16 protein-coding genes are annotated in these 20,188 nt (G+C 64.8%); 14 read left to right on the top strand and 2 right to left on the bottom strand.

What is annotated here, in order from left to right; translation table 11 throughout:
- Window positions 1–3: 3 nt before the first annotated feature.
- From nuoL to V5F78_RS06775, 10 genes are all read left to right on the top strand, one after another.
- A complete protein-coding gene (gene nuoL / locus V5F78_RS06730) occupies window positions 4–1,929 on the top strand; it encodes an NADH-quinone oxidoreductase subunit L (RefSeq protein ID WP_394069337.1) in 1,926 nt (641 codons plus the stop codon).
- A gap of 2 nt (window positions 1,930–1,931) precedes the next feature.
- On the top strand, window positions 1,932–3,446 hold the full coding sequence (locus V5F78_RS06735; protein WP_394069339.1) for an NADH-quinone oxidoreductase subunit M: 1,515 nt from the start codon (window positions 1,932–1,934) through the stop codon (window positions 3,444–3,446).
- Between the two features lie 14 nt (window positions 3,447–3,460).
- Window positions 3,461–4,888, top strand: coding sequence for an NADH-quinone oxidoreductase subunit NuoN (nuoN, locus tag V5F78_RS06740; protein WP_394069341.1), 1,428 nt, complete (start codon window positions 3,461–3,463; stop codon window positions 4,886–4,888).
- 3 nt (window positions 4,889–4,891) lie between these two features.
- Complete coding sequence (locus V5F78_RS06745; RefSeq protein ID WP_394069343.1) at window positions 4,892–5,659, top strand: biotin--[acetyl-CoA-carboxylase] ligase; 768 nt, start codon at window positions 4,892–4,894, stop codon at window positions 5,657–5,659.
- Between the two features lie 8 nt (window positions 5,660–5,667).
- Window positions 5,668–7,335 (top strand): ribonuclease J, encoded by a 1,668-nt coding sequence (locus tag V5F78_RS06750; RefSeq protein ID WP_394069344.1) that lies wholly within the window; start codon window positions 5,668–5,670, stop codon window positions 7,333–7,335.
- 59 nt (window positions 7,336–7,394) lie between these two features.
- Window positions 7,395–7,799 (top strand): methylmalonyl-CoA epimerase, encoded by a 405-nt coding sequence (gene mce / locus V5F78_RS06755; RefSeq protein ID WP_394069346.1) that lies wholly within the window; start codon window positions 7,395–7,397, stop codon window positions 7,797–7,799.
- A gap of 13 nt (window positions 7,800–7,812) precedes the next feature.
- The gene (locus V5F78_RS06760) at window positions 7,813–8,085 is read left to right on the top strand and encodes a DUF1467 family protein (RefSeq protein ID WP_394069348.1); all 273 of its coding nucleotides are present in this window, start codon (window positions 7,813–7,815) and stop codon (window positions 8,083–8,085) included.
- A 467-nt stretch (window positions 8,086–8,552) separates the two neighbouring features.
- Window positions 8,553–9,875, top strand: a complete 1,323-nt coding sequence (gene proS, locus V5F78_RS06765; RefSeq protein WP_394069350.1) for a proline--tRNA ligase — start codon at window positions 8,553–8,555, stop codon at window positions 9,873–9,875.
- Between the two features lie 14 nt (window positions 9,876–9,889).
- A complete protein-coding gene (locus tag V5F78_RS06770) occupies window positions 9,890–11,182 on the top strand; it encodes a lipoprotein-releasing ABC transporter permease subunit (protein ID WP_394069351.1) in 1,293 nt (430 codons plus the stop codon).
- Window positions 11,182–11,892 (top strand): ABC transporter ATP-binding protein, encoded by a 711-nt coding sequence (locus V5F78_RS06775; RefSeq protein WP_394069353.1) that lies wholly within the window; start codon window positions 11,182–11,184, stop codon window positions 11,890–11,892. The genes V5F78_RS06770 and V5F78_RS06775 overlap by 1 nt, the downstream gene beginning before the upstream one ends.
- A gap of 171 nt (window positions 11,893–12,063) precedes the next feature.
- Here V5F78_RS06775 and V5F78_RS06780 read toward each other — a convergent pair whose 3' ends face one another.
- Window positions 12,064–12,498 carry an EamA family transporter gene (locus V5F78_RS06780; protein WP_394069355.1) on the bottom strand — a complete coding sequence of 145 codons (435 nt, stop codon included), beginning with the start codon at window positions 12,496–12,498 and terminating at the stop codon, window positions 12,064–12,066.
- A gap of 205 nt (window positions 12,499–12,703) precedes the next feature.
- On the opposite strand from V5F78_RS06780, the gene dnaE reads away from it, so the two are divergent.
- Together dnaE and gcvA are read left to right on the top strand one after the other, a co-directional pair.
- Window positions 12,704–16,159, top strand: a complete 3,456-nt coding sequence (gene dnaE / locus V5F78_RS06785) for a DNA polymerase III subunit alpha (RefSeq protein WP_394069357.1) — start codon at window positions 12,704–12,706, stop codon at window positions 16,157–16,159.
- Between the two features lie 15 nt (window positions 16,160–16,174).
- Entirely contained in the window at window positions 16,175–17,086 is a 912-nt protein-coding gene (gcvA, locus tag V5F78_RS06790; RefSeq protein ID WP_394069358.1) for a transcriptional regulator GcvA, read from the top strand.
- On the opposite strand, the gene V5F78_RS06795 is transcribed toward gcvA, so the two are convergent.
- A complete protein-coding gene (locus V5F78_RS06795; protein WP_394069359.1) occupies window positions 17,071–17,868 on the bottom strand; it encodes a crotonase/enoyl-CoA hydratase family protein in 798 nt (265 codons plus the stop codon). The genes gcvA and V5F78_RS06795 overlap by 16 nt on opposite strands.
- A gap of 283 nt (window positions 17,869–18,151) precedes the next feature.
- Here V5F78_RS06795 and V5F78_RS06800 point away from each other — a divergent pair, with 283 nt between their 5' ends.
- Window positions 18,152–19,153 carry a 30S ribosomal protein S2 gene (locus tag V5F78_RS06800; RefSeq protein ID WP_394014915.1) on the top strand — a complete coding sequence of 334 codons (1,002 nt, stop codon included), beginning with the start codon at window positions 18,152–18,154 and terminating at the stop codon, window positions 19,151–19,153.
- A gap of 105 nt (window positions 19,154–19,258) precedes the next feature.
- On the top strand, window positions 19,259–20,185 hold the full coding sequence (tsf, locus tag V5F78_RS06805; protein WP_394069360.1) for a translation elongation factor Ts: 927 nt from the start codon (window positions 19,259–19,261) through the stop codon (window positions 20,183–20,185).
- The last annotated feature ends 3 nt before the right edge of the window (window positions 20,186–20,188 follow it).

The following is a 20,188-nucleotide window of genomic DNA, read 5'->3' on the forward strand; positions in this document are numbered from 1 at the left end:
GCCATGTATCAGGCGATCGTCTTTCTTCCCCTCATCGGCTTTCTCATTGCCGGGCTGTTCGGCCGCGTGATCGGTGCGCGCCCGGCGGAAATCGTCACCACGGCGTTTCTCTTCATCTCCTGCGTGCTCGCCTGGGTGGCCTTCTTCCAGGTGGGCTTCGGGGGACACGACGCGCACGTGCAGGTGATGCGCTGGATCCATGTGGGCGACCTCAAGATCGACTGGGCGTTCCGCATCGACACCATGACCGCGATCATGTTGATCGTCGTAACGACCGTGTCTTCGCTGGTTCACCTCTATTCCATCGGCTACATGCACGAGGATCCGAGCCGCCAGCGCTTCTTCGCCTATCTGTCCCTCTTCACCTTCGCCATGCTGATGCTGGTGACGGCGGACAATCTGGTCCAGCTGTTCTTCGGCTGGGAAGGCGTGGGCCTCGCCTCCTACCTGCTCATCGGCTTCTGGTACGAGAAGCCTTCCGCGAACGCGGCGGCCATGAAGGCCTTCGTGGTGAACCGCGTGGGCGACTTCGGCTTCATGCTCGGCATCTTCGCCGTGTTCGTGATGACGGGCTCGGTGACGTTCGACGCGGTGTTCGCCGCTGCTCCCTCGCTTGCGGGCAAGAGCATCAATTTCCTCGGCCACGCCTGGGACGCGCCGACGGTGATCGCGCTGCTGCTGTTTGTCGGCGCGATGGGTAAGTCGGCGCAGTTCCTGCTGCACACCTGGCTGCCGGACGCGATGGAGGGGCCGACCCCGGTGTCCGCCCTCATCCATGCCGCGACCATGGTGACGGCCGGTGTGTTCATGGTGGCGCGCATGTCGCCCATTTTCGAGCTCTCGCACACCGCCCTGAGCGTGGTGATGCTGGTGGGTGCCACGACTGCCATGTTCGCGGCCACCGTCGCCCTGGTGCAGAACGACATCAAGAAGGTGATCGCCTATTCCACCTGTTCCCAGCTCGGCTACATGTTCGTGGCCATGGGGGCGGGCGCTTATTCGGTCGGCGTGTTCCACCTCTTCACCCATGCCTGCTTCAAGGCGCTGCTGTTCCTCTGCGCCGGCTCGGTCATCAATGCGATGCATCACGAGCAGGACATGCGCCACATGGGCGGGCTCTATAAGAAGATCCCGTTCACCTATGCCATGATGCTGATCGGGACGCTGGCGATTACCGGCTTTCCGTTCCTGGCGGGTTATTATTCCAAGGACGCGATCATCGAAGCGGCCTGGGCCAGCGACAACAGCTTCGCACTCTATGGTTGGGTGATGACCGTGGCGGCCGCCGCGCTCACCTCCTTCTATTCCTGGCGCCTGGTGTTCATGACCTTCCACGGTCATCCCCACGATCATCACCATTACGAACACGCCCACGAATCCCCGCTGGTCATGACCATTCCGCTCGGCGTCCTGGCCGTGGGATCGGTGTTTGCCGGCATGGTGTTCTATGGCGACTTTGTCGGGCACCACGTGCAGGACTTCTTCCGTCAGTCCATCTTCATGGGCGCGGAAAATCACATCCTGCACGAGATGCACGAGATCCCAGGCTGGGCGGCCTATGCGCCAACGATCATGATGGTGCTGGGCTTCCTCGTCGCCTTTTGGTTCTATGTGCTTGATCCGACGGTGCCGGTGGCGCTCGCCCGCAGCCAGGATGCGCTGTACCAGTTCCTGCTGAACAAATGGTACTTCGACGAGATCTACAATTTCATCATCATCCGCCCCGTCCTGTGGATCGGCCGCGTGCTCTGGAAGCAGGGTGACGGCCGCATCATCGACGGCATGGGGCCGGACGGGATTTCCGCCCGCGTGCTGGATGTGACCGCCTCGGTCGTGCGTCTGCAAAGCGGCTATCTCTATCACTATGCCTTCGTGATGCTGATCGGCGTCGCCGCCTTCATCACCTGGTTCATGTTCGCCGGAGTGTGACGATGACCACATGGCCCATCCTCTCCGTCGTCACCTTCCTGCCCTTGGTGGGAGCGTTGTTCATCCTGGTGGTCAGGGGTGACGACTTGGTCTCCGCCCGCAACGCCCGCTGGGTGGCGCTGTGGACGACGCTCGTCACCTTCATCGTGTCCCTGCTGCTGCTGCCGGGCTTCGACTCCAAGGCGGCCGGCTTCCAGTTTGTCGAGAAGCATCCCTGGTTGGGCGATATCGCCGCCTATCACATGGGCGTCGACGGCATCTCCCTGCCGCTGATCATCCTCACCACCTTCCTCATGCCGTTCTGCATCCTGGCGAGCTGGGAGAGCGTCAAGAAGCGCGTGAAGGAATATATGATCGCGTTCCTGGTGCTCGAGACCTTGATGGTCGGCACCTTCTGCGCGCTCGATCTGGTGCTGTTCTACTTCTTCTTCGAAGCGGCCCTGATCCCGATGTTCCTCATCATCGGCATCTGGGGCGGTCCGCGCCGCATCTATGCCAGCTTCAAATTCTTTCTCTACACGCTCGCCGGTTCGGTGCTGATGATGCTCGCCATCATGGCGATCTATTGGCAGGCCGGCACCACGGATGTGCCGACCCTCCTCACCCACGGCTTCCCGGTCGGAATGCAGACCTGGCTCTGGCTGGCTTTCTTCGCCTCTTTCGCGGTGAAGATGCCCATGTGGCCGGTCCACACCTGGCTGCCGGATGCCCACGTGGAAGCGCCGACCGCCGGCTCGGTGATCCTGGCGGGCGTGCTGCTGAAGATGGGTGGCTACGGCTTCATCCGCTATTCGCTGCCCATGTTCCCGGATGCCTCGCATCTGTTCGCGCCGCTGGTGTTCACGCTGTCGGTCGTGGCGATCATCTACACCTCGCTGGTGGCGCTGGTGCAGACTGACATCAAGAAGCTGATCGCTTATTCGTCCGTCGCCCACATGGGGTTTGTCACCATGGGCCTGTTCGCGATGAACGAGCAGGGCTTGCAGGGTGCCATGTTCCTCATGATCTCGCACGGCTTCGTGTCGGGTGCCTTGTTCCTCTGCGTCGGCGTGATCTACGACCGGATGCACACCCGCGACATCTCCGCTTATGGCGGTCTGGTGAAGCGCATGCCGCTGTATGCGACCGCCTTCATGATCTTCACCATGGCCAATGTGGGCCTGCCCGGCACCTCCGGCTTCGTCGGTGAGTTTCTCACCATGCTGGCGGCGTTCGAGCGCAACAGCTGGATCGCCTTCTTCGCGGCGACTGGCGTGATCTTCTCGGCGGCCTATGCCTTGTGGCTCTACTGGCGCGTGATCTTCGGGCCGCTTGAAAAGGACAGTCTCAAGGACATCCTCGACCTTGGCCCGCGCGAGATCGCCATCCTCGTTCCGCTCGTTGTGATCACCATTCTGTTCGGCTTCTGGCCGGCGCCGATCCTGGACATGACGTCCACGGCGGTGAATGCAGTGGTCGCGCGTACCGATACTGTCGCGTCGGCGGTGAAAACCGCCACGCTGATGTTCAGCTTCTGACCCGAGGTCGCCCGATGTCGTCCCTGCCCCCGCTCGGCGCCGTTCTTCCCGAAGTCACGCTCGCCGTTTCGGCGATCGTGCTGCTGCTGGTCGGTGCGATCCGCGGCGAAGCGGCCGCCAATCTGGTGAACGGCCTCGCCATCGCCGTGCTCGCGGCCGCCGGCATACTTGTGCTGGTGGCGCCGCACACCACACTCTCGGCGTTCGGTGGCAGCCTCGTGATCGACGATTTCAGCCGATTCATGAAAGCCCTCGCGATCCTCGGGGCCCTGGCGTCGCTGATCTTGTCGGTGCATTGGCTGAATCGCGAGCGGCAGAGCAAGTTCGAATATCCGGTGCTCATCCTCATCGCCACGCTCGGCATGTGCATGCTGGTTTCGGCCGGGGATCTGATCGCGCTGTATCTTGGCCTCGAACTGATGAGCCTCTCGCTCTATGTGGTGGCCGCGTACAATCGGGACTCGGTGCGGTCCACCGAGGCGGGCCTGAAGTATTTCGTGCTCGGCGCTTTGTCCTCCGGAATGCTGCTCTACGGCGCTTCGCTGATCTACGGCTTCACCGACTCGGTGAATTTCGGGGCCATCGCCGCGGCCGCAACGACGCCCACCATCGGTCTGGTGTTCGGTATCGTGTTCCTGTTCGCCGGCTTGTGCTTCAAGGTCTCGGCGGTTCCGTTCCACATGTGGACGCCCGACGTGTATGAAGGCGCGCCGACGCCGGTGACGACCTTCTTCGCGACCGCTCCGAAGGTGGCGGCCATGGCCGTGTTCCTGCGCGTTGCCACCGAAGCGTTTCCGCACATCACCCATTCCTGGCAGCAGATCATTGCCTTCGTCTCGATCGCCTCGATGGTGCTCGGCGCGTTCGCCGCGATCGGCCAGCGCAACATCAAGCGCCTCCTGGCCTATTCCTCCATCGGTCACATGGGGTTTGCCCTGGTGGGCCTCGCCGCCGCGACCCCGCAGGGCATCCGTGGCGTTCTGATCTATATGGCCATCTATGTCGCCATGACTCTTGGCACGTTCGCTTGTGTGCTCGCCATGCGCCGCAACGGCAATGCGGTCGAGAATGTGGACGAGCTGGCTGGCCTCGCGCGGACCAATCCGGTGATGGCGCTGCTGCTGGGCGGGCTGATGTTCTCGCTCGCTGGCATTCCGCCGCTGGCCGGGTTCCTGGCGAAATATTACGTGTTTCTCGCGGCGATTGAGGCTGGCCTCTATGGCCTCGCGGTGATCGGCGTGCTCGCCTCGGTGGTGGGGGCCTATTATTACCTCCGGGTTGTCAAGATCATGTATTTTGACGAGCCGGCGGAAGCCTTCGACCCCATGCCCGGTGAACTGAAGGCGGTGCTGGGCCTTTCCGGTCTGTTCACCATCTTCTATTTCGTTTATCCCTCGCCGCTGATCAACGCGGCCGGGGTGGCCGCCCGGGCACTTTTCTGAACTATGGCGGCGCAGCGTTTTCAAAGCTCCACGATTCCCATCGTCCGATTCACGGAGATCGGTTCCACCAACGCGGAAGGTCTCGCGCGGCTCGGCCGTGGCGAGGCCATGCCCGTTTGGCTGGTCGCCGACATTCAGAGCGCGGGGCGCGGTCGGCGCGGGCGGCCCTGGACGAGCGAACTCGGCAATCTGTTTGCGACGCTCGTTTTGCCGAATCCGGCCCCGGTCGCGCATGTGGCGCAGCTCTGCTTCGTCGCCGGCCTGGCGTTGCGCGATGCCGTGCTGGCGGCCGCGCCGTTGGTGACGACCGAAGGGCTCAAGCTGAAATGGCCCAATGACCTGATCTTGGATGGCGGCAAGCTTGCCGGCATCCTGGTGGAAGGCGGCACCGACGCGGCGGGGCGCCCGGCGGCGGTCATCGGGTTCGGCGTCAACTGCCTTCATCACCCCGAGGACCTGCCGTACCGCGCCACCAGCCTGGAAGCGGCGGGCGCGCCCACTGCACCCGATCGCGTTCTGGAAGCCCTGGACCGGGCCATGGCGGTGCGCCTCAACCAATGGAATGGCGGCAACGGCTTTCCCTCGGTTCGTACCGACTGGATGCGCCATGCCCTCGCCATCGGCGATACGGTGAGCGTGCGCATCGGCGAGCGGGAAGTGACGGGACGTTTTGAGAGCATTGATGCCCGCGGCGCCATGATGTTGCGGCGGCGGGACGGAATTGCAGAGATCATCACCGCCGGCGATGTCTCCCTGCCGAAGGCGGAATGATAGGTCACATGGCGGAACAGAATGAGCTGGTCTTCGCACCCCTGGGCGGGGTGGGCGAGATCGGCATGAATCTTGGTCTTTACGGTTTTGGTCCGCGTCGCGCCCGCAAATGGCTGATGATGGACCTCGGCATGAGCTTTGCCGGGGACGAGGCGCCGGGCGTTGATCTGGTGTTGCCGGATATTCGTTTCCTGGAGAAGGAAAAGGCGAACATCGTCGGTCTCATCCTCACGCACGGTCACGAAGACCATGTCGGCGCGGTGATTGACCTGTGGCCGCGCCTGAAATGCCCGGTCTACACCACGGCGTTCACCGCCGGTCTGCTCGAAGCCAAGCGCTGGGGCGAACCCGGCGCGCCGAATATCCCGGTCAATGTGGTGCGGGCGGGTGCGCGGATATCCATCGGCCCATTCGAGGTGGAATTCATTCCCGTCGCCCATTCGATTCCCGATAGCCATGCGGTGGCGATCCGCACGCCGGTCGGGCTCGTGTTGCACACCGGCGACTGGAAGCTCGATCCCACCCCGGTGGTGGGCTCGGTTACGGATGTTGCCCGGCTGAGCGCGCTGGGCGATGAGGGCGTGCGCGCCATCATTTGCGATTCGACGAATGCCATTCGCGATGGCGTTTCGCCTTCGGAGGCCGATGTCGGCGCGACGCTGAGGGAAATCGTCGCCAACGCCAAGCACCGCATCTGTTTCACCACCTTCTCGTCCAACGTGGCGCGGGTGCGCTCCATCGCCGAGGCCGCGCTTGCGGCTGATCGCGAAGTGGTGGTGGTGGGGCGGGCCATGGAGCGGGTGATTGGTGTCGCCCGCGAGCATGGCATGCTGGATGGCATTCCCCCGTTCCGGGGTGCGGATGCCTATGGCTATTTGCCGCGCGACAAGGTCGTGGCGCTGTTGACCGGTTCGCAGGGCGAGCCCCGGGCGGCCCTCAGCCGCATCGCCACCGATGATCATCCGGAGATCGCCCTCTCCAAGGGCGACCTCGTGGTCTTTTCCTCCCGCACCATTCCCGGCAATGAAAAGGTGGTGAACACCGTCATCAATGGCCTGGTGAAGCGCGGCGTGCGGGTGATGACCGACCGCGATGCCCTCGTCCACGTCTCCGGCCATCCGCGTCGGGGCGAACTGGAACAGATGTACGGCTGGGTGCGCCCGCAGGTGTCCGTGCCCGTGCACGGCGAGCCTCTCCATCTTGCCGAGCACGCCGCCCTTGCGCGTCGCCTCGGCGTTCCGGAAGTGGTCAATTGCTACGACGGCAACGTCATTCGGCTCGCACCCGGTCCGGCCGAGCGGGTCGACGATATCCCATTCGGGCGTCTCTATAAGGACGGGCGGCTGCTGGTATCCGACACCGCCCAGACCATCCCGGAGCGTCGGCGCCTCGGTTTCGTGGGTGTGGTTTCCGTCGCCCTGGCGGTGGACCAGAAGGGCGCCCTCGTCGGCGAGCCCGCGCTCGAGCTGACCGGCATTCCCGAGCGCGGGGAAGGCGGCATCGACATGCTCGATCATGTGTTTGATACGGTCGTGGCGACCATGAACGGCCTGCCGCGGGCCCGCCGTCGCGATCCCGATGCCCTCGCCGAGACCATCGAGCGCGCGGTGCGGGCTGCGGTGAATGGGCTGTGGGGCAAAAAGCCAGTTTGCCACGTCCACATTCTCGAAGTTTGATAGGGACCTGCGGGGCGCCAAGCGGTGCCCGCGGCCTAATGGTGGTTCAGGAGGGGTTCATGATCGGCCGGCTCAATCATGTGGCCATTGCGGTGCGCGACATCGCGGCGGCCTCTGCCCTCTATCGCGACACGCTCGGGGCGGATGTCTCCGAGATCGTGCCGCAGCACGAGCATGGCGTGAGCACGGTCTTCATCAACCTGCCCAACACCAAAATCGAACTGCTTGAGCCGCTCGGCGCGGATTCGCCGATTTTGAAATTCCTGGAGCGCAACCCGGACGGTGGCATCCACCACATCTGCTACGAGGTCGAGGATATCCTTGCGGCGCGTGAGCAGCTCAAGGCGACGGGTGCGCGGGTGCTCGGCACCGGGGAGCCGAGAATTGGCGCCCATGGCAAGCCAGTGCTGTTCCTGCACCCCAAGGATTTCAACGGGACGCTGGTGGAGCTGGAACAGGCGTGAGGACGCGAAGCGCGTGAAGATCGGATCGGTACTCGCCATTTATTTCATCGTGTGGTGGACCGTGCTGTTCGCCATCCTTCCGTTTGGCGTGCGCTCGCAGGCCGAGGCGGGCGATGTGGATCCGGGCACTGATCCCGGCGCGCCGACGCGGCCTTTCCTGTTGCGCAAGGTGGCGGCAACCACGCTGGTGGCGGCCGTCGTGACGTTCGGGCTCTTCTATGTGGTGATGAACGGCATCGTCACGCTGGAGGATTTCCCCATGCCCTTCAGCACCACTGACGAGTGATTGGCCGGGCGCGGGAATATTCGCTCCGTTTCCGGAGATTGGGCGGGCTGGCCACCGGCGGGGCTGGGAGCCCGGCCGGATGAAAAAAGAAAGGCGAGACCGAGGTCTCGCCTTTTTCTCGTTTTATTGCACCATATTCTGGTTCGCCGCGGGTGCAGCCGCTCGATCCTTCAGTGCTGCCGTTCCCGAATTGCGCGCGCCATCTTTGGGGGTCGTCGGTCGGCTTGTTGTTGATGATCCTCCCGAGACCCGGACCCTCCCCATCGCGCCGCTTGGGCACAATGGCGGTCCCCTTTCTTTTGGCGGGTTCAAAGTAGAACAAGATTTACGCCTTTGTCATCCTTGCGCCGCAATAGATCATTTGTTGCGTCGCAGCACGGATGCGGGCGGGGCGGGCTTGTATTTTGCCAACCGTTCCGCTTTCTCTCCGCCACGCTTTTGAAACGTCCAGCCGCAGAGTCATCCAGATGCGCTTGTCCCGCTATTTTCTGCCGATCCTTCGTGAAGTGCCGAAGGAGGCGGAGATCGTTTCGCACCGGCTCATGCTGCGCGCCGGCATGGTGCGGCAGGAGAGCGCGGGCATCTATGCCTGGCTGCCGCTCGGTCACCGGGTGCTGACCAAGATCTGCAACATCATCCGCGAGGAGCAGAACCGGGCCGGCGCCAATGAAATGCTGATGCCGACCATCCAGTCGGCGGACCTGTGGCGCGAGAGCGGGCGCTATGACGATTACGGCAAGGAGATGCTGCGCATTCGCGACCGTCACGATCGCGAGATGCTGTTCGGCCCGACCAATGAGGAAATGATCACCGAGATCGTGCGGGCCTATGTGAAATCCTACAAGAGCCTGCCGCTGAACCTTTACCATATCCAGTGGAAGTTCCGCGACGAGGTGCGCCCGCGCTTCGGCGTTTACCGCTCGCGCGAGTTTTTGATGAAGGATGCCTATTCCTTCGACCTCGATGCGGAAGGCGCCCGCCATTCCTACAACAAGATGTTCGTCGCCTATTTGCGCACCTTCTCGCGGATGGGGCTGAAAGCGATTCCCATGGTGGCCGATACCGGGCCGATCGGCGGCAATCTCTCGCATGAATTCATCATTCTCGCTTCCACCGGCGAGAGCGAGGTGTTCTGTCATGCCGATTACCTGGATCTCGCCCCGCCGGCCGCCGACGTGAATTTCGACGATGCCGACCAGCTCCAGGGCGTGTTCGACCAGTGGACGAACCTCTACGCGGCGACGTCCGAAAAGCATGACGAAGCCGCCTTCGCCGCCATCCCCGAAGCGCGCCGCATGGCCGCGCGCGGCATCGAGGTGGGCCACATTTTCTATTTCGGCACGAAATATTCCGATCCCTTCGGTGCCAAGGTGCAGGGTCCCGATGGGGCCGAGCATCCGATCCACATGGGCTCCTACGGCATCGGCCCGTCGCGGCTGGTGGCGGCGATGATCGAAGCCTCGCACGATGACAACGGCATCGTCTGGCCGGATGCGGTCGCGCCGTTCCAGGTGGGCATCCTCAACCTCAAGGTGGGTGATGCGGCGGTCGACGGCGCCTGCGCCGAGCTTTACGCGAAGCTCACCGCCAGCGGCGTCGATGTGCTCTATGACGATACCGAGGAGCGCGCCGGTGCGAAATTCGCCACCGCCGACCTCATCGGCCTGCCGTGGCAGATCCTGGTGGGGCCGAAGAGCCTCGCCGAGGGCAAGGTCGAACTGAAGCGCCGCTCCGACGGGTCGCGCGAACTCATGTCCATCGCGGACGCCTATGAAAGGCTCAAGAAATGACGGGAGGCCAGCGCATGGCTCCAGCTTCTGCGGCCCGCTCGGAAGAACCGACGGGCACGCGGCCGTTTTCGGCCTTCGAATGGATGCTGTCCCTGCGCTACTTGCGGGCACGCCGCAAGGAAGGCTTCATCTCGGTGATTGCCGGCTTCTCGTTTTTGGGCATCGTGCTCGGGGTCGCCACCCTCATCATCGTTATGGCGGTGATGAATGGCTTCCGGCAGGAATTGCTCGGCAAGATCCTGGGGCTCAACGGCCATCTGCTGGTGCAGCCGCTGGAAACGCCGCTCACCGATTATATCGCGGTCGCCGACCGGATCGCCAAGCTCAACGGCGTGCGGCTCGCCGTGCCACTGGTGGAAGGGCAGGCGCTCGCCTCCTCGCCCTATAACGCCAGCGGTGTGCTGGCGCGCGGGCTTTCGGAAAAAGATCTGCGCGGCCTGCCCTCGATCGCCAACAATATTCGCCAGGGCAGCCTGGAAGGCTTCGACAAGGGGCAGGGGGTCGCGATCGGCAAGCGGCTCGCGGACCAATTGGCGCTGCGGGCGGGCGACAACATCACGCTTGTGGCGCCGCGGGGTGCGGTGACGCCCATGGGCACGTCGCCGCGCATCAAGGTCTATAAGATCGCGGCGGTGTTCGAGATCGGCATGTCGGAATACGACAGCGCCTTTCTTTTCATGCCGCTGCCGGAGGCGCAGGCCTATTTCAACCGGCCCAATGATGTGAACGCCATCGAGGTCTATATCGACAATCCCGATGACGTGGCGATCCTGAAACCGGCGATCCAGTCGGCGGCGGAGCGGCCGGTCTATTTGGTGGATTGGCGCCAGCGCAACGCCACCTTCTTCAATGCGCTCCAGGTGGAGCGCAACGTGATGTTCCTCATTCTCACGCTGATCGTGCTGGTCGCCGCGTTGAACATCGTCTCCGGCCTCATCATGCTGGTGAAGGACAAGGGGCGCGATATCGCGGTGTTGCGCACCATGGGCGCGACGCAAGGGGCGATCATGCGCGTGTTCCTCATCACCGGCGCCAGCATTGGCGTGGTGGGCACGATGGTGGGTCTGGGGCTCGGGGTTCTGGTGTGCCTGAACATCGAGGAAATCCGCCGCTTCATCTCCTATCTCACGTCCACCGAGCTGTTTTCGCCGGAGCTGTATTATCTCAGCCGCCTGCCGGCGGAGATGAATGCCGGGGAAACGACCTCGGTCGTGGTCATGGCGCTTGTGCTGTCGCTGCTTGCCACCCTTTATCCCTCCTGGCGGGCCGCGCGGCTCGATCCGGTGGAAGCGTTGAGATACGAGTGATGGCGACCTCTCCCTTCCAGACCGAGCCCACCCCCGCCGCTCTGGCGCTTGCCGGAGTCGGGCGGCGCTACGCCCAAGGCGCGGGCACCATCGAGGTGCTGCGCGGGGCGGATCTCGTGGTCGAGCGCGGCCAGTCGGTGGCGCTGGTGGCGCCCTCGGGCTCGGGCAAATCCACCCTTCTGCACATGGCGGGCCTGCTGGAGCATCCCGACGAGGGCGAGGTGTTCATCGACGGGCAGCCCACGGTGAAACTCCCCGACCGCGAGCGCACGCGCATGCGGCGGGTGCATGTGGGCTTCGTCTATCAATCCCATAATCTGCTGGCGGAATTCTCCGCGCTGGAAAACGTGATGATGCCGCAGATGATCCGCGGCCTTTCAAAGAAGGACGCGTCCGCGCGGGCGAAGGATCTGCTGAGCTACCTCGGCCTCGGCCATCGCCTGACCCATCGCCCGTCCGAACTGTCCGGCGGCGAGCAGCAGCGGGTCGCCATCGCGCGCGCGCTCGCCAATGCGCCGCGCCTGCTGCTGGCGGACGAGCCGACCGGCAATCTCGATCCCAAGACGTCGGACCATGTGTTTTCCGCGCTCGCCGAACTGGTCCATGCCACCGGGGTTGCTGCGATCATCGCCACGCATAATCTGCAATTGGCGGCGCGCATGCACCGCCGGGTGACGGTGTTCGAGGGGCGGATTATCGAGCTGGACTAGGCGCGCGCGTAAAAATGTTTCACGTGAAACAATGGCTTAGCGCAGAAGAACATCGGTTTGGTGGCCCATCTCGCAGCTCCTCGGCCGGATGAAGCGCATGTTCGGTGAAAGTTCGGCGCCATTTCGGCGCCCCTTCGCGCCGTTCGGGATATGCGGGGTGTCCGGCGCTGGTCAGCGCAGGGCGACCAGGATGGCGCCGGCGGCGATCAGCGCGACGCCCGCCCAATTCACCAGCGAGAGGCGCTCGCCGAGGAACAGCGCGCCGAACACAGCCACCATCACCACGCTGAGCTTGTCGAGCGGCGCCACCTTCGCCGCCTCGCCGATTTGCAGGGCGCGGAAATAGCAGAGCCACGACGCGCCCGTGGCGCTGCCGGACAGCACCAGGAACAGCCAGGTCTTTGCGGAGATGGTGTCGAGCGGCTGCCAGGCGCGCCCCGCCAGCACCATGAGCGTGATGATGATGAGAATCACAATTGTGCGGATGAGGGTCGCAAGGTCGCTATGGACCGCGCTGACGCCGATCTTGCCGAAGATGGCGGTGAGCGCCGCGAACACGGCCGCGCCGAGCGCCCAGAACTGCCAGCTGCCGATGAATGTCCGCACTTTTTCCCCCTTCGCCGCCGCGGCCAGCCCGACTGTCGCGGATCGCGCGGCTCGGACAAAGGAAAATGCTATACCAGTGCCGCGCGGGAGGTTGGACTTGCCCTTGGCGGTTTGGACTTGCCCTTGGCGATCGGGCGTCCGATCTGAATAGAATGCGAGATCGCGACTCGCACGCGGCATCCGCGCGTATCGCCCTGGAAGATCCATGCGCACTCCCGGCTTTGTCCATCTCCATGTCCATTCCTCCTATTCGCTGCTGGAGGGCGCGCTTTCGCTCGGCAAGCTGGCGGATCTGGCGAAGGCGGATTCTCAGCCCGCTCTGGCCTTGACCGATACGGGCAATCTGTTCGGTGCGCTCGAATTCTCGGAAAAGATGGCGGGGGCCGGCATCCAACCCATCATGGGCTGTTCCCTGGCGGTCGATCTTCCCGAGGCGCCCGGCCCGCGCGGTGCCCTGCCGCCCAAGAAGCCGCGCCTGGTTCTGCTCGCGGCGCGTGAAACCGGCTGGCGTAATCTCATGAAGCTGGTCTCCCGCGCCTTCATGGAGACGCCGAGCGACGAGGAATCACGCATCTCGCTCGACTGGCTGCGCGAGGCGAACGAGGGGCTGATAGCGCTGACCGGCGGGCCGAACGGCCCGATCGACCGGGCGCTCGCCGGCGGCCATCCCGATCTTGCCGCCGAGCGGCTGGACATGCTCGCGCAGATGTTCGGCGACCGGCTCTATGTGGAGCTCCAGCGCCACGGCATGGAGCGCGAGCGCATCGTCGAGCCGCAATTGCTGGAGCTCGCCTATTCCCGCGCGCTGCCGCTGGTGGCGGCCAACGAGCCGTTCTTCGGTTCGCACGGCGATTATGAGGCCCATGATGCCTTGGGCTGCATAGCGGAAGGCCGGGTCGTGGCCGATGGCGAGCGTCCGCGCCTGACCCCCGACCACCGCTTCAAGACCCGCGAGGAGATGCTGACCCTGTTCGCCGATCTGCCTGAGGCGACGGCGAATACGGTGGAGATCGCCCAGCGCTGCGCCTATCGGGTGCGCACGGTGAAGCCGATCCTGCCGCGCTTCACCACAGGCGGCGGCGATGGCGATCCGCTCGCCGAGGAGGCGGCGGAACTGGAGCGGCAGGCGCAGGAAGGGCTCGTGGCCCGTCTCGCCAAGCATGGGCCGGCCCCGGGGCTCGAGGTCGCCGTCTATCAGGAGCGCCTCGCCTACGAATTGTCCGTCATCACCAAGATGAAGTTTCCCGGCTACTTCCTCATCGTGTCGGACTTCATCAAATGGGCGAAGGCGCACGACATCCCGGTGGGACCGGGCCGTGGTTCGGGCGCCGGCTCGCTGGTGGCCTATTCGCTCCAGATCACTGATCTCGATCCGCTGCGCTTCGGCCTGCTGTTCGAGCGCTTCCTGAACCCGGACCGCGTGTCCATGCCCGACTTCGACGTGGACTTCTGCCAGGAGCGCCGCGACGAGGTGATTCACTATGTGCAGCAGCGCTATGGGCGCGCGCAGGTGGCGCAGATCATCACCTTCGGCACGCTCCAGGCGCGCGGCGTGCTGCGCGATGTGGGCCGGGTGCTGGAAATGCCCTATGGCCAGGTGGATAAGCTCTGCAAGCTGGTGCCGCAGAATCCCGCAGCCCCGGTGACCCTGAAGCAGGCGATCCACGACGAGCCGCGCTTGCAGGCCGCCCAGGCCGAGGAAGAGGTGGTCAAGCGCGCGTTCGACATCGCCGTGCGCCTGGAAGGGCTGAACCGCCACGCCTCCACCCACGCCGCCGGCATCGTGATCGGCGACCGGCCCCTGCATGAACTGGTGCCGCTCTATCGCGACCCCAAGTCCGACATGCCGGTCACCCAGTACAATATGAAATGGGTGGAGCAGGCCGGCCTCGTGAAGTTCGACTTCCTCGGCCTGAAGACGCTGACCACCATCGAGAAGGCCGTGAAGCTGGTGCACCAGCGCGGCATCGAGCTCGATATCTCGAAGATCCCGCTCGACGATCCCAAAACCTACGCCATGCTAGCGCGCGGCGAGACGGTGGGCGTGTTCCAGGTGGAAAGCGCAGGCATGCGCCGGGCGCTCGTGGACATGAAGGCCGACCGGGTGGAAGACCTGATCGCCCTCGTGGCGCTGTATCGTCCCGGCCCCATGGCCAATATCCCGGTCTATTGCGATTGCAAGCACGGGCGCGCGGAGCCGGACTATATCCACCCCAAGCTCGAGCCTTACTTAAAGGAAACGTTCGGGGTCATCATCTATCAGGAACAGGTGATGCAGATCGCGCAGGCGCTGTCGGGCTATTCGCTCGGCGAAGCCGACCTGCTGCGGCGCGCCATGGGCAAGAAGATCCGCGCCGAGATGGAGAAGCAGCGTGAGCGCTTCGTCTCCGGCGCCAGCGAGCGCGGCGTGCCGAAGGCGCAGGCCGACACCATCTTCGACCTCTTGGCCAAGTTCGCCGATTACGGCTTCAACAAATCCCACGCGGCGGCCTATGCGTTGGTCGCCTACCAGACCGCATGGCTGAAGGCGAATTACCCCACCGAATTCCTCGCCGCCTCCATGACGCTGGACATGGGCAATACCGACAAGCTGGCGGAATTCCGCCAGGAGGCGCAGCGGCTCGGCATTGAGGTGGTGCCGCCCAACATCAATCTCTCCACCCGCGAATTCGCCGTGGTGGACGGCAAGATCATCTATGCCATGGCGGCCATCAAGGGCGTGGGGGGGCATGCCGTGGAGGCGCTGGTGGCGGCGCGGGGCGAGCGGACGTTCAAGAGCCTCTCCGATTTCGCGGATCGCCTGCCGGCCAAGCTGGTCAACAAACGCACGCTGGAAAGCCTGGTGGCGGCAGGCTGCTTCGACGTGCTGGAGAAGAATCGGGCGCGGGTCTTCGCCGCCCTCGATTCCATCGCCGCCCATGCCCAACGCGAGGAGCAGGGGCGGGCGCTGGGCCAGAACGATATGTTCGGCTCGGGTCCCGTGAAGGCCGAGTTGCCCTTGCCGGATGCCTCGCCCTGGGAGCCGGCGGAGCGGCTGCAGCGCGAATATGATTCCATCGGCTTCTTCCTCACCGGCCACCCGCTGGACGATTATGCGCAATCGCTGAAGAAGCTGCGGGTGCAGCCGTTCAGCGATTTTGCCCGCGGCGTGCGCGCCGGTGCGGCGGCCGGGCGGCTCGCCGCCACCGTGGTGTCCAAGCAGGAGCGGCGCACCAAGTCGGGTACGCGCATGGGCATCGTCGGCCTGTCGGACCCCTCCGGTCATTTCGAGGCGGTGATCTTTTCGGAGGGCCTCGCCCATTATCGCGACCTGCTGGAGCCGGGCACGCCGGTCCTCATGATGGTCAATGCCGAACTCCAGGGCGAGGATGTGCGGGTGCGCATCCAGACCTGCGAGCGGCTCGACGCGGCTACGGCCAAGCATCACAAGAGCCTGCGGATTTTCGTGAAATCCGTCGATCCCCTGGAAGGAATCGCCAAGCGGCTGTCGGGCGGCAAGGGGCTCCCGGGAAACGGCGATGGCGAAGTCAGCCTGATCCTGATGATGGACCAGGGGAAGGCGGAGGTCGAAATCCGCCTCGACGGCCGCTATCCGGTTTCGCCGCAGATCGCCGGGGCGCTCAAGGCGATCCCGGGCGTGGTCGCGGTGGAAGCGGCCTGAGCGGCGGGGTGGCCCATGGCCTACCGGCTGCCGCCGCTCAATGCGCTGCGCCTGTTCGAGGCGGCGGGCCGACACCTCTCGTTCAAGCTGGCGGCGGAGGAACTCAACCTCACGCCGAGCGCGGTGAGCCACGGCATTCAGGGGCTTGAGGACTGGCTCGGCGTGCCGCTGTTCGCCCGCAGCCACCGCCAGTTGAGCCTGACGCGGGCGGGGCTCGCCTATCTCCCCCGGGTTCGGGAGATCCTGGCGCAGATCGCCTCCGCCACCGAAGCTGTGCCCGGGCGCCGCCCGGCGGATCGGTTGAGCGTGAGCGTCGCGCCGACCTTCGGCCAGCGCTGGCTCATTCCCCGTCTCTCCCGCTTCCAGGCCTGTCATCCGGGCATCGACGTGAGCCTCGACAGCGCCCACCGTAAGATCGAGTTTCCGCGCGACGGCGTGGATATTGCCATTCGCATGGGGGAGGGTGGCTGGGAGAACGTTTCCGCCGATCTGCTGGCGCGTCAGCACCTGGTGCCGGTGTGCGCGCCCCACTTGGCCGCCGCTGTGCGGGCGCCCGCGGATCTCGCGGGGCATACCTTGCTGCATGTAACGGACGTGTCCGAGGATTGGGCCGCCTGGGCGGCACTGCGCGGGATCGCGGCCCCCGATCTGGAGCGCGGATTGCGCTTTGATTCCATCCATCTGGCCTGGGAGGCGGCGATACAGGGGCTCGGGGTGGCGCTGGGGCGGCTTCCCGTGGTCGCGGGGGATCTTGAGGCGGGCCGTCTGGTGGCCGTGCTCGGACCGCCCGTGGAGGCGCGCACCGCCTATTGGCTGCTGGCCGATCACGCCTCGCTGCATCGCCCGGAGGTGGCGGCGTTTCGGACCTGGCTGCGGGAGGAACTCGCCGCCCCGCAGCCGGGAACGCAGCCTCAGCGCCCCATGTAGCGCGGCTGGCGCCGCTCGATCCAGGCTTCCAGTCCCTCGCGCAGGTCGTGGGTCGGCACCATGCGAGCGAACTGCTCGCTTTCCACCTGAAGACCCTCGCCGATGCTCTGGTTGATGCCGCGCGTCACCGCCGTGAGCACGCTGGTCACCGCCACGGGCGAGTGGCGCATGATGCGCTGTGCCAACGCCCGGGCTGCCGGGATGAGCTCGGCCGCCGGCACGATCTGATTGATCAGCCCCAGCGCAAGGGCGTGTTGCGGCGAGAAGCTGTCGCCGGTCAAAAGCAGTTCGAGCGCGCGCTTGCGGCCGGCGAGGCGCGGCAGGCGCTGGGTGCCGCCGAAGGTGGGCGGCATGCCGAGCTTGATTTCCGGCTTGGCAAACAGCGCAGTCTCGCTTGCGATGGCGAGCGGCGCGGCTTCGGTGATCTCGCATCCCCCGCCGAAGGCGATGCCATTGACCGCCGCGATGATGGGCTTGGGAAAGGCCTCGATGCGCGAGGTCAGCGTCTGGCCGCGCCGCACGAAATCGCGCACCGCCCCAAGCGGGCCGAGCCGCACGCTGCGGGAGAATTGATGGATGTCGCCACCGGCAGAGAAGGCCTTCTCCCCGGCACCGGTGAGAATCACCGCCTTCACGGTCTCGTCGGTCTCCAGCGTGTCGAGAAAGGCGAGCAGCGCGTCCGCCAGCGCATAGTCGATGGCGTTCAGCTTTTCCGGGCGGTTGAGCGTGAGGGTGGCGATTCCTTCGCGGATGTCGCAAAGGACCGGGTGCAGGGTGGACATGGACGGCTCCATCGGGGCTGACATTGAATGTGCCCCAAGCTGGCCGTTGGCGGAGGGCGCGGGCAAACGCGAAAAATCCATGCGCGGGTGAGAAAATCTCACTTAACCGGCGCAATGCCTGGGGAGGAGAGGGCGAAAAGCTGTGGTGCCCTTGCCCTTTTGCCCCCCTTCGCCTATAAGCCGCGCCATTCCGCACGCGGACAGTCGGCCAATTGGCCAATCCGGTGCCTTCGTCCCTGACGGGCCGAGGGTACGTCCGCGGAGGCTCAACCGGAGAGTAAAAGTGGCAATTCCTGATTATTCCATGCGCCAGCTTTTGGAAGCTGGCGTGCATTTCGGTCACCAGTCCCACCGCTGGAACCCCAAGATGGCGCCGTATATCTTCGGCGTCCGCAACAATATCCACATCATCGACCTGTCGCAGACCGTGCCGGCGCTTCACCGCGCCCTCCAGGCCGTGTCCGACACGGTGGCCAATGGTGGCCGCGTGCTGTTCGTCGGCACCAAGCGCCAGGCCGCGGACCAGGTGGCCGACGCCGCCCGCCGCTCCGCGCAGTATTTCGTGAATTCCCGTTGGCTGGGCGGCATGCTCACCAATTGGAAGACGATTTCCAATTCCATCGCCCGGCTCAAGAAGCTGGAAGAGATGCTGGCCGGCCCCGAGGCGGGTTCCGGCTACACCAAGAAGGAGCGCCTGACGCTCTCCCGTGAAAAGGAGAAGCTGGAACGCGCCCTCGGTGGCATCCGCGACATGGGCGGCCTGCCCGACCTGCTGTTCGTGATCGACACGAACAAGGAAGACATCGCCGTGAAGGAGGCCCAGCGCCTCGGCATCCCGGTGGCCGCCATCCTCGACACCAATTGCGATCCCGACGGCATCGCCTTCCCGGTTCCCGGCAATGACGACGCCGGCCGCGCCATCCAGCTCTATTGCGACCTGGTCGCCCGCGCCGCCATCGACGGCATTTCCCGCGGCGCCGGCGATTTCGGCGATGTGGGCGCGGCTGAAGAGCCCCTGATCGAGGATCTGCCCGCCGAGCTGAGCGTGTGGTCCACCTTCGAGCCCCTGTCCGGTCCGCGCGGCGTCGCCGACGACCTGAAGAAGCTCACGGGCGTGAGCCCGGAGATCGAGCAGAAGCTCAACGATCTCGGCATCTTCCACTTCACCCAGATCGCCGGCCTGGATGCCCAGGACGCGCATCACATTGGTGAAGAAGTGGGCCTGCCGGGCCGCGTTGACGGCTGGATCGCCCAGGCGAAGGAGTTCTCCGCCGAAGTGGAGTGATCCCTTCTTTCGGAGGTCATTTGAGTGAAGGGGCGATAAGCGCCCCGGCGGCCGGCTTGGGCACCCCCTTGCCGGCCGTGGCATGAGAAAAAGAGGAAGCTGAGCATGGCCGCGATCACTGCAGCTCTCGTGAAGGAACTGCGCGACAAGACTGGCGCTGGCATGATGGACTGCAAGGCCGCTCTCACCGAGACCGCCGGCGACATCGAGGCCGCCATCGACTGGCTGCGCAAGAAGGGTCTCGCCAAGGCCGCCAAGAAGGCCGGCCGCGTGGCCGCCGAAGGCCTCGTTTCGGTGGAATCCTCGGGCCATTATGCGGTCGCGCTGGAAGTGAACGCCGAGACCGACTTCGTCGCCCGCAACGCCGATTTCCAGGCGTTCGTGCGCGAAGCCGCCAAGATCGCCCTCAACACCGACGGCTCGCTGGAAGCCCTGGCCGCCGCCCATTTCCCGGGTGAGAGCGTGACGGTGTCCGAGAAGCTCGCGACCCTGATCGCCACCATCGGCGAGAACATGACGCTGCGTCGCGTCGCCAAGCTCCAGGTCGAGCACGGCGTGATCGCGTCTTATGTGCATGGCACGGTGTCCGAGGGCCTCGGCCGCATCGGCGTGCTGGTCGCGCTCGAATCCAAGGGCGATGTGGACAAGCTCTCCACCCTCGGCCGCCAGATTGCCATGCATGTCGCGGCGCTGAGCCCGCTGGCGCTCGATGCGTCGGGCATCGACGAGAGCGTGGTCGCCCGCGAGAAGGCGATCCTGCTCGAAAAGCACCAGGGCAAGCCCGCCAATGTGCAGGACAAGATCGCCGAAAGCGGCATGAAGACCTTTTTCAAGGAAGTCACCCTGCTCGAGCAGCCGTTTGTGCATGACGGCTCCAAGTCGGTGGCCCAGGTACTGAAGGAAGCCGAGGGCGGCGTCGGCGCGCCGGTGAAGCTCACGGCCTTCGTGCGCTATGCGCTCGGCGAAGGCATCGAGAAGGAAGAGAGCGACTTCGCGGCCGAAGTCGCCGCTACAGTCGCGGGTCAGTCCTGATCG

The sequence above is a fragment of the Roseixanthobacter glucoisosaccharinicivorans genome, from assembly GCF_043195095.2.
GTDB lineage: Bacteria > Pseudomonadota > Alphaproteobacteria > Rhizobiales > Xanthobacteraceae > NCEH01.

What these genes read in the sequence shown, in the direction of transcription:
- nuoL (WP_394069337.1), top strand. Translation starts at nt 4, where the DNA reads ATGTATCAGGCGATCGTCTTTCTTCCCCTCATCGGCTTTCTCATTGCC.
- V5F78_RS06735 (WP_394069339.1), top strand. Translation starts at nt 1,932, where the DNA reads ATGACCACATGGCCCATCCTCTCCGTCGTCACCTTCCTGCCCTTGGTG.
- nuoN (WP_394069341.1), top strand. Translation starts at nt 3,461, where the DNA reads ATGTCGTCCCTGCCCCCGCTCGGCGCCGTTCTTCCCGAAGTCACGCTC.
- V5F78_RS06745 (WP_394069343.1), top strand. Translation starts at nt 4,892, where the DNA reads ATGGCGGCGCAGCGTTTTCAAAGCTCCACGATTCCCATCGTCCGATTC.
- V5F78_RS06750 (WP_394069344.1), top strand. Translation starts at nt 5,668, where the DNA reads ATGGCGGAACAGAATGAGCTGGTCTTCGCACCCCTGGGCGGGGTGGGC.
- mce (WP_394069346.1), top strand. Translation starts at nt 7,395, where the DNA reads ATGATCGGCCGGCTCAATCATGTGGCCATTGCGGTGCGCGACATCGCG.
- proS (WP_394069350.1), top strand. Translation starts at nt 8,553, where the DNA reads ATGCGCTTGTCCCGCTATTTTCTGCCGATCCTTCGTGAAGTGCCGAAG.
- V5F78_RS06770 (WP_394069351.1), top strand. Translation starts at nt 9,890, where the DNA reads ATGGCTCCAGCTTCTGCGGCCCGCTCGGAAGAACCGACGGGCACGCGG.
- V5F78_RS06775 (WP_394069353.1), top strand. Translation starts at nt 11,182, where the DNA reads ATGGCGACCTCTCCCTTCCAGACCGAGCCCACCCCCGCCGCTCTGGCG.
- dnaE (WP_394069357.1), top strand. Translation starts at nt 12,704, where the DNA reads ATGCGCACTCCCGGCTTTGTCCATCTCCATGTCCATTCCTCCTATTCG.
- gcvA (WP_394069358.1), top strand. Translation starts at nt 16,175, where the DNA reads ATGGCCTACCGGCTGCCGCCGCTCAATGCGCTGCGCCTGTTCGAGGCG.
- V5F78_RS06795 (WP_394069359.1), bottom strand. Translation starts at nt 17,868, where the DNA reads ATGTCCACCCTGCACCCGGTCCTTTGCGACATCCGCGAAGGAATCGCC.
- tsf (WP_394069360.1), top strand. Translation starts at nt 19,259, where the DNA reads ATGGCCGCGATCACTGCAGCTCTCGTGAAGGAACTGCGCGACAAGACT.